14 protein-coding genes are annotated in these 11,488 nt (G+C 58.7%); 12 read left to right on the top strand and 2 right to left on the bottom strand.

The window, feature by feature from the left end:
- From gatD to CW742_RS01980, 10 genes are all read left to right on the top strand, one after another.
- Positions 1 to 869 (top strand): Glu-tRNA(Gln) amidotransferase subunit GatD (gatD, locus tag CW742_RS02025; protein WP_292415878.1); only part of this gene is annotated, 869 nt, incomplete at its 5' end.
- Positions 859 to 2,709: a Glu-tRNA(Gln) amidotransferase subunit GatE gene (gene gatE / locus CW742_RS02020; RefSeq protein ID WP_292415875.1), complete on the top strand. Its 1,851-nt coding sequence runs from the start codon at positions 859 to 861 to the stop codon at positions 2,707 to 2,709. The genes gatD and gatE, both read left to right, overlap by 11 nt.
- A 133-nt stretch (positions 2,710 to 2,842) precedes the next feature.
- On the top strand, positions 2,843 to 3,166 hold the full coding sequence (locus CW742_RS02015; RefSeq protein ID WP_292415873.1) for a DUF5350 domain-containing protein: 324 nt from the start codon (positions 2,843 to 2,845) through the stop codon (positions 3,164 to 3,166).
- Between the two features lie 138 nt (positions 3,167 to 3,304).
- Positions 3,305 to 3,661 (top strand): hypothetical protein, encoded by a 357-nt coding sequence (locus tag CW742_RS02010; protein WP_292415871.1) that lies wholly within the window; start codon positions 3,305 to 3,307, stop codon positions 3,659 to 3,661.
- The gene (locus CW742_RS02005) at positions 3,648 to 4,175 is read left to right on the top strand and encodes a nitroreductase family protein (RefSeq protein WP_292415868.1); all 528 of its coding nucleotides are present in this window, start codon (positions 3,648 to 3,650) and stop codon (positions 4,173 to 4,175) included. Before CW742_RS02010 ends, CW742_RS02005 begins: the two co-directional genes overlap by 14 nt.
- Before the next feature lie 13 nt (positions 4,176 to 4,188).
- Positions 4,189 to 4,527: a DUF555 domain-containing protein gene (locus CW742_RS02000; RefSeq protein WP_292415866.1), complete on the top strand. Its 339-nt coding sequence runs from the start codon at positions 4,189 to 4,191 to the stop codon at positions 4,525 to 4,527.
- Positions 4,524 to 5,414: a carbohydrate kinase family protein gene (locus tag CW742_RS01995; protein WP_292415864.1), complete on the top strand. Its 891-nt coding sequence runs from the start codon at positions 4,524 to 4,526 to the stop codon at positions 5,412 to 5,414. The genes CW742_RS02000 and CW742_RS01995 overlap by 4 nt, the downstream gene beginning before the upstream one ends.
- Positions 5,415 to 5,424: 10 nt before the next feature.
- A complete protein-coding gene (locus tag CW742_RS01990; protein ID WP_292415863.1) occupies positions 5,425 to 6,081 on the top strand; it encodes a diphthine--ammonia ligase in 657 nt (218 codons plus the stop codon).
- The gene (locus CW742_RS01985) at positions 6,082 to 7,890 is read left to right on the top strand and encodes a DUF2070 family protein (RefSeq protein ID WP_292415861.1); all 1,809 of its coding nucleotides are present in this window, start codon (positions 6,082 to 6,084) and stop codon (positions 7,888 to 7,890) included.
- A gap of 270 nt (positions 7,891 to 8,160) precedes the next feature.
- Positions 8,161 to 8,919: a zinc ribbon domain-containing protein gene (locus CW742_RS01980; RefSeq protein ID WP_292415859.1), complete on the top strand. Its 759-nt coding sequence runs from the start codon at positions 8,161 to 8,163 to the stop codon at positions 8,917 to 8,919.
- A 19-nt stretch (positions 8,920 to 8,938) separates the two neighbouring features.
- Here the strand turns inward: CW742_RS01980 and CW742_RS01975 are convergent, their stop codons facing one another.
- Positions 8,939 to 9,757, bottom strand: coding sequence for a potassium channel family protein (locus CW742_RS01975; RefSeq protein WP_292415857.1), 819 nt, complete (start codon positions 9,755 to 9,757; stop codon positions 8,939 to 8,941).
- A gap of 45 nt (positions 9,758 to 9,802) precedes the next feature.
- Between CW742_RS01975 and CW742_RS01970 the strand changes: the two genes are divergently transcribed.
- Positions 9,803 to 10,405 (top strand): YeeE/YedE thiosulfate transporter family protein, encoded by a 603-nt coding sequence (locus CW742_RS01970; RefSeq protein WP_292415854.1) that lies wholly within the window; start codon positions 9,803 to 9,805, stop codon positions 10,403 to 10,405.
- Positions 10,406 to 10,411: 6 nt separating this feature from the next.
- Positions 10,412 to 10,972: a DUF6691 family protein gene (locus tag CW742_RS01965; RefSeq protein WP_394339453.1), complete on the top strand. Its 561-nt coding sequence runs from the start codon at positions 10,412 to 10,414 to the stop codon at positions 10,970 to 10,972.
- A 70-nt stretch (positions 10,973 to 11,042) separates the two neighbouring features.
- Here CW742_RS01965 and CW742_RS01960 read toward each other — a convergent pair whose 3' ends face one another.
- The gene (locus CW742_RS01960) at positions 11,043 to 11,363 is read right to left on the bottom strand and encodes a hypothetical protein (RefSeq protein ID WP_292415853.1); all 321 of its coding nucleotides are present in this window, start codon (positions 11,361 to 11,363) and stop codon (positions 11,043 to 11,045) included.
- Positions 11,364 to 11,488: the final 125 nt, after the last annotated feature.

The raw sequence follows: 11,488 nt of genomic DNA, 5'->3' as shown, positions 1-11,488 counted from the left end.
TCCTTTCTGAGAACATGACTCCCGCCATCTGGCAGCAGCTGGCCCGCGCAGCCCATGACGCGATCAAAAACGGCGCAAAGGGGATCATCGTGACGCACGGCACTGACACCATGGCCTACAGCGCAGCAGCGACAAGCTTCATGCTCGACACACCGGTGCCGATCGTCTTCGTGGGATCGCAGCGCTCAGCTGACCGGCCCTCGAGCGATAATGCGATGAACGCGGTCTGTGCGGCCGCCGCGGCAACGAGCGATCTTGGCGAGGTCGCAGTTGTGATGCATGCGACAACGAACGATAACACCTGTGCCATCCACCGCGGGACCCGGGTCCGAAAGATGCATAGTTCCCGGCGCGACGCGTTCCAAAGCCTCGGTGCAGAGCCCATCGGCAGCGTAGAGTATCCCTCGCGGAAGGTGACGCTCGTAAACGATGCCGTGAAGCGCGGCACAGCAAGGCTGGCACTCCACGACAACCTCGACCCGCACTGCGCCCTCATTCAGTTCTACCCGGGCATGTCACCCGATATCCTGAAAGCATACGAAGGATACCACGGGCTTGTTATCGCAGGAACCGGACTCGGGCACACCAGTACGGCGCTCATCCCCGGGCTGAAACATCTCGCGGAGAGCGGGACACTCATCGTCATGACCTCGCAGTGCATGCATGGCCGGGTCTGCGACCGGGTGTACGACACCGGCCGCGACCTGCTTGCTGCGGGTGTCATCGAGGGCGGCGATATGCTGCCCGAGGCAGCGCTCGTCAAGCTGATGTGGGTGCTGGGTAACGAGAAGGACAAAACGAAGGCAGCCGCCATGATGCAGACCAGTCTGAAGGGCGAGTGCACGCGGAGGAGCAGCCATGGATTATAAGAAAGCCGGCCTGGTTGCCGGAATCGAGATCCACCAGCAGCTCGACACAAAAGAAAAGCTCTTCTGCCACTGCCCCACAACGCTCCGCGAGATCGCGGAGCACAATGGCGAGTTCTCACGCTATCTCCGGGCCACCGTCTCCGAGATGGGCGAGATCGACCGGGCGGCAAAGGAGGAGATGAAGAGCGACAGAAAGTTCCTCTACTATGCGTACGATACCACCTGCCTTGTGGAGAACGACGAGGAACCCCCGGCGCCGATGAATGATGAGGCGCTCTCGGTCTGCCTCACCATAGGGAAGATGTTTTCCATGACCCCGGTCCCGCAGGTGCATACGATGAGGAAGCTCGTCATCGACGGCTCCAACACCAGCGGGTTCCAGCGGACGGCACTTGTTGCCCTGAACGGGAAACTCCCGAACGGCGGCGAGATCGAGACGATCTGCCTTGAGGAAGAGGCCTGCCAGCGGGTGAAGGACGAGGTCTTTTCGCTGGACCGGCTCGGCATCCCGCTCATCGAGATCACGACCTCGCCCTGCATGCACACCCCGGAAGATGTGCAGAAAATGGCGGAGTACATCGGCATGGTGCTCCGCTCGACCGGGAAGGTGAAGCGCGGGATCGGCACGATCCGGCAGGATGTCAACATCTCCATCGCTGCCGGTGCCCGCGTGGAGATCAAGGGCGTGCAGGAACTGGACCTGATCGCAGAAGTGGTCCGGCGCGAAGTGCAGCGGCAGACGAACCTGCTTGCGATCCGCGACGAACTGAAGGGGCGCGGGGCAAAGATCGGCGCAACAACCGGGACGGACGTGACGGAGCTCTTCAAAGAGACAAAGTCCGCGGTGCTGAAGAAGGCAAAGAAGATCCACGCAATCGTGCTGCCGGGTTTCGCCGGGCTTGTCGGCCGCGAGATCCAGCCGGAGCGCCGGCTTGGGAGCGAGATGTCCGATTATGCGAAGAAATGCGGCGTTGGGGGGATCTTCCACACGGACGAGCTCCCGGCGTACGGCGTCACGGCTGATGAGGTCGCGATGCTCCGCTCGCACCTGACGGCAGGAGAGAAGGACTGCGTTATCATCGCCTCCGGGGCAAGCGAGAAACAGGCAGCGTGTGCAATTGCACAGGTCGTGACACGGGCGCAGATTGCCCTCTCGGACAAGCCCGTTCCCGAAGAGACAAGAAAGATGCTTGAATCGGGAAGCACCGCGTACATGCGCCCGCTGCCGGGCGCAGCCCGGATGTACCCGGAGACGGACGTGCTCCCGGTTATTGTTGACGAGAAACGCTGGAACACGGTCACGGTCCCCGAGCTTCTCACGGTCCGGGCAGAGCGGTACGCAAAGGAGCATGAAATCGAGCTCCCGTATGCTCTCCAGCTGGCGGGCTCAGACAAGCTCCCGCTCTTCGAGCGGGCGGTGAAGGAGGGCATCCGGGCCAAGCTCGCTGCATTCACCATCCTCTCAACCACGACCGAACTTCGCAGGGACGGCGTCGATGTTGCAAAGATTCCCGATCAAGTATATCTCAACAGCTGGCATGCGGTTGAGGCTGGAAAAGCTGCCCGCGAGGCCATCCCTGATCTCTTCCGGAACATTGCAGCTGGCAGCACGTTTGCGGAATCGCTCGCGAAACTGGCACCCGCAGTCTCGCGCGAGGAACTCGAAGCGATTGTCCGGAAGATCATTGCCGAACGTTCGGACTTCGTTGCGCAGAAGGGCAAAGGGGCGCTCGGACCGCTCATGGGCGTCGTGATGGCGGAGGTGCGGGGCTCCGTTGACGGGAAACTGGTGAGCGAAGTGCTGAGAAAGGAGATCGAGCGGGTCACAGCATCTAAGTAACTCTCCTGGCCTGATGGCCAGTCGGAAGTCGAAGATTTTCCTCACGGAAAATCTTCTCCTCCTCGTGGTTCTCGAACCACTCGGAGCCTAAAGATTTATCACAAGCACGGACGAATAAAGTAAGGAGTTTATTATGGGCAAGACAGGCACAACCCTCTGGGCTCAGGTAAAAGGCGTCAAGGGCCAGATCCGGCTCGTCCCCAAGAAGGAAGGCGAGGCAAAAACCCCGGGTCCGAACCAGCGCTTCAAGGCAGGAGCCAAAGTACAGCAGCTTGACATGATCGCCGAGGCACAGGGCGGCCGCGGCGGTTCACGTGGCGGACGCGGCAGGCGCGGCGGTGGCGACCGCTCGGGCGGCTCGGGCATGAACGAGTCAACCGCAAACCCCATGATCCGCCGGCACATGAAGCGGGCAAAGGTCTCCGCGCTCGGTGCAAAGGCCAAGTCTTCCCGGTAATCAGGTTACCAACGGGCCCACCATGGGTTGAGGTGAAAACCTCACTCAATCTTTTTCTTGATGTTTTCCCGGTACGGATGGATTGCCGTTTCATTCCGTCAAGGATAACTATCTTTTATCCCAATGACTATGGTGACTATGGATCTTCCAGCTGCAGTCAAGAATTACCAGTTTGGCGAACGGGCAAAATCCGAGCTGATCATGGTGTCCCAGCTCTGTGTTGCACTCACCGGATTCAAGGACCAGGAAAAAGTTGGCGCCCGCCGTATGCTCATCATGATGATGGAGGCAACGAGGGCCGAACTCCAGTTTGCGGTCCACAGTACCGGCCATTCGTCATTCCAGAAAGCGATCAACTCTTTAAGCGAGGCAATCTCCCTTGTCGAGAGCGACCAGCCGGACGAGGCATCGTTAAGGATCGGGACGGCCGTCAGCGCCGCGACCACGCCGGCGCAGGAAGCATGGCAGGTACTTTCAGAACATGGACTCCTCTGATTTCCACGCGTTCCTTGCCGGCAGGTCATCGGTCCGGGACTTCACGGGCGAGCCTGTGGCAGAAGAGGACCTCGCGTTTATCCTGAAATGCACGGGTGCCGCTCCGAGCGCTGGCAACCTGGAGGCGTGGGACGTTGTCGTGGTGACGGAAGAGGTGACCCGGGAGGCGCTCGCCGGGGTCGCGTTTGAACAGGAACATATCCGGCAGGCGCCGCTCATCCTTGCGGTCTGCTCCAACTACGTCCGGTCCATGTCGCGGTACGGCGAACGGGGGATCCTCTATGCTCTGGAAGACGCAACGATTGCCTGCACGTACATGATGCTTGCCGCCCGGGCGCGGGGCCTTGAAAGCTGCTGGACCGGCGCGTTCGAAGACGAGGGTGTGCGGGAGGTCTTAGGCCTACCGCAGCACCTCCGGCCGGTTGCCCTGCTGGCCGTAGGAAAAGGAAAAGAGCCTGCACAGTCGCCGCCACGGATGGCAGTCGGGGAACACGTGCACCGCGAGACATGGTAAGAGGTTAGAGAAGATGCCAGATTATACGGTAACAATGGAAGCCGCGTGGCTCGTCCGCGACGTAAAGACGCTTGACGATGCCATCGGGATCGCAATCAGCGAAGCCGGTAAACGCCTGAACCCGGCAGCTAAGTTCGTGGATGTTGAAGAAGGGTTCCTTACCTGCCCCTACTGCGAGGAGACGCTGTCGAGCGCGATCGTTGTCGCGGATACGGCACTTGTCGGGCTCGTCCTGGAGATGAAAGTCTTCCGTGCCGAGAGTAAGGAGCATGCCGAGCGGATCGCAAAGTCGACCATCGGCAAGGCGCTGCGCGACATCCCCTTAAAACTCGTGGATGTGCAGGAACAATGATCCATATCGTTGGCCACACGGCTATTGACCATATTTCCAAGGTGGCCCACCTCCCGGAGAAGAACTGCTCGACCCATATCACCGACCGCCAGATCTATTACGGTGGAGGGGCAGCAAACATCGCGGCCGGCATCGCCATGCTCGGGGAGAAAGTAACGCTCCACTCCTGCGTGGGGAGCGACTTTAAGGGCAGCGACTATGACCGGTGGATGACAAAACTCGGCGTCGGACAGCAGTTCTTTGTTGTCCCTGACGCCCACACGCCCACGGCGTTCATGTTCACGGATGAAACCGGTGACCAGATGACCTTCTTTGAATGGGGTGCGTCCCGGGCGTTCCATACCTCAGAGGCACCGGCCCTCCCGTTCGTCCACATGGCAACTGCAGACCCGGAGTTCAACTGCCGCGTTGCGGAAAAGGGCGAGTTCGTCTCGTTCGACCCGGGGCAGGACGTCTTCTGGTACAATAAAGAGCAGCTGGATTCGATCATCTCAAACGCAGACATCCTCTTTGCCAACCAGCATGAGGTGAAGCAGATGTGCGAAACGCTCGGGATCACGCGGGATGCCCTCATTGCCCGGGTCGGTATGGCCATCTTCACGATGAGCGGGGACGGCAGCACGCTGTACACAAAAGGGAAAGAGCACTTTATTCCTGTTGTTCCGGTCACCCTTGCCGATCCCACCGGTGCCGGCGATTCATACCGTGCCGGGTTCCTCTCGGCGTATGTGCGGGGGTACGACCCGCTCACCTGCTGTAAGATCGGGACGGTTGCCGCATCGCATGTTGTCGAGCACGTGGGTTGCCAGACTCACCTGCCGGACCGGGCTGCCATGGAAGCGCGGTATACAAAGAACTTCGGGGAACTTCCGGCCCCGGTACGCTAGGAGAAGAGGAATGAGCTGGGCGGCGCTGACATCCGGGGGAAAAGACTCGATCCTCTCCTGCCAGAAGGCAATCGACAGCGGGAAGGATGTCCGGTACCTTGTCACCGCCCGGCCGAAGAACCGCGACTCCTATATGTTCCACTCGGCAAACCTCGACGTGGTGCCGGTCATCGCGAAGGTCGCGGGCATGGAATACGTGGAGATCGCGACCGAAGGAAACAAAGAGGATGAACTTAAGGATCTCGAGGCCGGCCTTGCCGCGCTCGACATCGAGGGCGTAGTGGCCGGGGCTGTTGCCTCGGAGTACCAGGCCGCCCGCGTGAAAGCAATCACGGACAAGCTTGGCCTTACACTCTTCACCCCGCTCTGGCACATGGATACGGAAGCCCTCCTCCGTGAGGTGGCAGGGCGGCTGGACGCCCGGATCATTGTCACGGCGGCTGAAGGGCTGGACGCAAGCTTCCTTGGCGCACGGTTCGATGACGACCTCATCCGCCGGCTCAAGCGCGTTGCCGCAACCCGGCGGATCAATATCGCCGGGGAGGGAGGGGAGTACGAGAGCATCACGCTCAATGCCCCGTTCTTCTCCCGCCCCGTCACCTACACAACTGCGGATGTCCGTTCAGAGAACGACCGGCATGAGCTTGTCCTTGGGGGGTTCTCGTAGATGTCGCAGGGCCACGATGTCCGGCTTGGGCAGCTCACGAAGTACATCTTCACCGCCCCTACGTGGCAGCGATCGCTCATCTTAATCATCCTCCTCGGCCTTGTCATCGATGGCGCAAACGCCCGTGCATGGCTGAGCCTGCCCTCTTCAGGGTTCATTGCGTTCCCGGTGCCGGCCCTCCTCTCCGATCTCCTCTCCCTGCCAGAGGCATTCCTCTTCTCGGGCACCATCGCGTTCACCATCCCCGCCATCGCCGCGCTCGTCCTGACAAAGCCGATCATCGAGTGGAGCGGCAAGACCATGACGTGGAACCGCTCGGCTTTGCTTGCGCTCGCATGCACGGTCTTTGCCGTCATCATCACGCTCGCCTCGATAGCAGTTTCGATCACGCTTCTCCCGCTCTTCTATGCCATCTCGCTCGGGTTCGTTTTCGGGCTCCGGCTCTTCGTGCTGGTCGCGATCGCGGACTACCGCGTTCCGCGGATGGTTCTTCCGGCTATCACCCAGAGCGGAGTCGGGATCCTCGCGGGGATGTTCCTTTTCTCACCCTCGTTTGCCATCTTCGCGCTCGTGCTCCACATCGTCTTCGGGCTGGGCTTTGCCATCCTCATCTGGATGATCGAGCGGCCGCTCAAAAAAGCATTCAGAATCCGGGGTCTCGCGTTCATCAACGCGTTCATCGCCCACATGACGGACGGCTCAAAAGGGATGGAGGACTTCTTCCGCGAGATCGGCGAAGAGATTTTTGTTCCGCAGGTGAGTTTCTTCTTCCGACGCGAAACGAAGAAGCCGGTTATGTTCACCGTCCCGAATCTCCACCCGGGCCCCATGGGCGAGATCGGTGGGGGGAACCTTCCCAAGATCCTGCACGAGAGCATGGAGGACGAGACCCTGGTCGCTCATGGGTGCGCCACACATGACTTTAACCTCGTCTCAGAGTCCGAGAGCAACAAGGTGATCGCGGCCCTGAAACAGTCGCGGGCGACTCTCGCATATTCGGCCGGAGCGGGCAGGTCCTCGATCGTGACCGTCGGGACGGTCAGTGTCCTCTGCCAGAAGTTCGGGGATTCGGTGCTCCTTGTCACGACCCGCTCCCCACACCGGACCGAGGATGTTGACTTCTCGATCGGATCCACCATCATGGCCGAGGGGCACCGCTGGTTCCCCCATGTCGCGGTCGTGGATGCGCACAACTGCATGACCGATCTCTCCTCACCGGTCCTCCTTGCCACGCTGACGGCACAGGAGTACCAGAGGGCCTCAATGGATGCAATGGAGGCCTGCCGTGCAGCTCCGCTCCACCGGTTCCGGATCGGTGTTTCACACGTCATTGTCCCGTACACCCGCGAACAAGGGTTTGGGGATCTCGGCATCCAGGTGATGCTCGTTGACGTGGAAGGGCAGAAAACTGCCTACATCTTAATCGACGGCAACAACATGGCCGCCGGTGTCCGCGAGGTTATCTTAAAGGAAGTCCGCACCCTGGCCGACAACGCGGAGGTGATGACCACCGACTCGCACGTTGTAAACACCATCACCGGCAAGAATCCGGTGGGCCTCAACGTTCCGGTGGATGAGTTCCTGCCCCTCATCATGCAGGCCGTCCAGGCAGCCATTGACGATCTCTCTCCCGCTGAAACCGCTGCGTCCACGGCCCACTGTGAGCATATCGTGGTCTTCGGTTCCAACCGGATCTCGCAGCTTGCAAGCACGGTCAACGCAATGCTCGTCTTTGTTGCACCGCTCTCACTTGCGATGCTCCTCCTCGCATTCCTCCTCTCGCTTGTTGCCTACGCGGTCATGATCTGACGAATCAGGAGTATCCCATTTTTTCTTCTTCTTTCCATGGTACCTGCATGAATGATAGAGTGAGTATATTGAGTTCTCCTGCAGCCGTTTTTAAAAAAAATCCTTCATGAATTATCACTCTTTTACCTATCCGGCCCCTTCCAACCAAAATCTATATTCGTAAACAGATGTGTATTCTCACGTAACAGAGGAGGATCAAAAGACACATACATGTTCCTGAAGTGAGAGTTGTTTTGTACAGCGGTTGAACTCCAGATTTGGGTATAACAGGTGATCAGATTTCATCCGTCCACATCCCTGACGACCCGCTGGATCGGCGTTGACTTAAACACTACCGGCCACGTTGCCGTTGCCGCCGACCCGAAGAGTGGGAAAGTAATGAAACTCGGGAAAAACATCCACTGTGTTCATTCGCACTCCATAAAAAACTGCACAAAACTCTACAAGGAAGGAAAACTCTGGAAACTTAAGAAAGCCAAGACCCGCGAGCGGAAAAAATTCAAGTCGGCACTCCATGCCATCTGCCGGCAGATCGTCTCCTTTGCCGAGGCGCTCGGCACCGGCATCAAGTTCGAGAGGCTCTTTTCTCCCCGGTATTCGCATCGCAAGGACCATTCAGGCCCGTTTGTCTTCTCCTTTGAGAACGACTCGTTCTTCTCCCTGCAGCGGCAGGTGGAGCGGCGGGCGCTCGAACGCGGAATCCCGGTCATCTACGTAAATCCGGAGTACACGTCCAAGCGGTGCAGCCGCTGCGGGCACTTCGGGCGGAGGACAAAGAAACACTTTGAGTGTCCGCACTGCGGATTTGTCGCGCATGCCGATGTGAACGCAGCATTCAACATCGCGACGACAACGGTAAGGAATGCTCTACCGGATTTCCGGACAGAAATCGCAGCGGACGCGCCAAGGCTGTCAAAGAAGAATCTGCGGAGGATCGCACAGGGCAGCAATGAACCGGGCCCCTCAAGCCCAATCATGGCGTTTGCCAGCCACCCGGTCTGCGAGAACCTGCTGGCGGTCCTCCAGTAATCTTTTTAGGGAGTTCCCTTCAGCGGATGACGACCGACGCCTTCTCGTCAAAGGGGTTCTGCCGCATGGCAAGAGAGAAGAGGTACGGGTAATTGTGCTTGAGGTACTGCATATAGGTGAGCCATTCCAGGATCAGGAGACGGTACACGCGGTTGAGATCGCCGGAGAGGTGTGCACAATCCGCAGAGGGGAGGCTGCAGAAATTCCCTCTTGCCATCATCTCCTCGGCCAGGTGATAGAGCGCCTGGAGGAGGGGGGTGAAACTCTCGTGCTCGATCAGCTGGGGATTTTCTAAAATTATCAGGAGAAAGCCCTTCTTCTCTTTGAGGAACTGGTAGAGTTCGTCCATGGGCACAGCGCAGCTGTCGATAGTGTAGGAGTGCTTCTCGATCAGGGAACGTGCCTTGGAAAAATCAGCATCGGTCCAGTTGTTTGAGACCACCAGCGCCGAACGGATCCCGGCTACGGCCGGGTCGCTGGAACTCATGATTTTCAAAAGTTTCGTCCCGACCTCAGAGAAGAAGAGCCCGATGATCATGTTCAGTTTTTCAAGCCGGCTCCTGCGTTCCCGTTCATCGATCATGGATTCGATGGAGTTTGCTGCCACACCAATAAAGCAGCCTACCCCGGTGATGATGATGGCAAGCGTAAGGATCTTGCCCGGGACGGTCACGGGATAGATATCGCCGTAGCCCACGGTCGCGATGGTTACAATGAGGAAATAAAAGGCGTCAAAGGGATGTATCCCTTCAACAAGGCTGATACCGAGGGTCCCCAGGCAGACCACGGTGAGGAGGACCATGATGTAAACCCGGAACCGGAACGAAATCTGTTTCATTGCTGAATGGATACTTGTCCGTTACCGGTTAAGAATTGTTCGTTGATGGCAGAAGGCGCTGGGACGTATGTCAGGGTGAAAGGGTATATCTTGAGGGAATGCATCGTTGCATGCAGGGATAGTATGATCGAATGGTTCACCATGGTAACCTGGTCGCCGTACCTTGCCGGCGCAGGAATAGGGGTCCTGATCTGGACGGCGTTTTTGCTCTCCGACCACCCCCTCGGATGCTCCACGGGATTCTCAAGTACCGCAGGGATGGTCGAGGCGGGGCTCTCAGGCGGGAAGGCACGGGAGATGCCATATTACCAGAAGTTCATCCCCGGCATTAACTGGTCCTGGATGCTTATCATTGGTGTCGTGATGGGGGCATTCCTCTCGTCATACCTGTCCGGGACGTTTGCGGTCGTGGCGGTCCCATCGTTCTTTGCTGCGGCTGTCGGCCCGGATGCAGGCTTCCGGCTTACCGTCGCTCTCATCGGGGGGATCCTCGTCGGCCTTGGTGCACGCTGGGCCGGCGGCTGCACTTCCGGGCACGGCATCTCGGGGACACTCCAGCTCGCCCTCTCAAGCTGGGTTGCGGCAGCCTGCTTTTTTGTCGGGGGCATCCTTGTCGCGGGGCTGCTGTTCGGGTTCCGGTTCCCCTGAGGTGAGATGATGTCTATTGATACCCTCAGGAAAAACAATAAGGCCCAGCTGCTTCTCGGCCTCCTTACCGGCATCGCATTCGGGTTCCTGCTCCAGAAATCCGGGGTGACGAACTACAACGTGATCATCGGCCAGCTCCTCCTCACCGATTTCACAGTTATCAAGGTGATGCTCTCGGCCGTGCTGGTCGGGATGATCGGGATCTATGTCATGAAGTCAGCGGGGGTGGTGCGGCTTCACTGCCGGATGGGGTCTGTGGGTGCTACGGTGATCGGCGGCCTCATCTTCGGGGCAGGGTTCGCCCTGCTCGGGTACTGTCCCGGCACAGCCGCAGGGGCTGTAGGGACCGGGGCTCTGGACGCGCTCTCTGGCGTTGTCGGGATCGCAATCGGGGCCGGGATATTTGCCCGCCTTTACCCGGTCCTCGCAAGCACCATCCTAAACCGCGGCGCTTTCCCGGCCGAGACTGTGCCGGAACTGCTCGGGATCCGGCCGGTTGTGGTTGTTGCGGGTGTAGCGGTCATGATCCTTTTCCTGTTCTGGGGAATGCAGGTGTTCGGGTTGTAGGGATCAAAGGGAAGAGCCAGGACCTGCCGGCAGGTACCTGACCACACAATCCTGAGAAAACGAAAAAGGATTATGCGTCTGCCTCTCCAGGTGCGTGGGCAGGATCTCCCGATGGAGGGACGAACGCGGGCGGCCGGATGCCCACTTTTTTAAACTCAGCCCAGGCCCGACGGGTGACCTCTGACTTGAACTCAAACTCCAGCCGGAGATCGTTAACATATCCCTTTGCCCGTATGCGTTTGTAAAATGGGAAGTCTTCCAGTAGCACCGTACAGGGATATTTTTTGGAGATGATCACGTATTGCGATGTCTCCAGGGCCTCGTGGAGAATCTTCATCTTCATTGCGGGGTCGGAATCCGGTGTGTTGAAGACAGTGATGACAATAACCATCTACAAGGTAGTAGCATACAACCCTGGAACTGACGTGGTGAAGCTAGGTAGGTGTGGAAGGGATACCAGGTTGCCGGCTCGGCTTGTTAGAGCAGGTGCACGACGACAAATAGACGTTTGACTAA

The sequence above is a fragment of the Methanoregula sp. genome (genome assembly GCF_002835825.1).
GTDB lineage: Archaea > Halobacteriota > Methanomicrobia > Methanomicrobiales > Methanospirillaceae > Methanoregula.
This window is presented reverse-complemented; position numbering and strand designations above follow the sequence as displayed.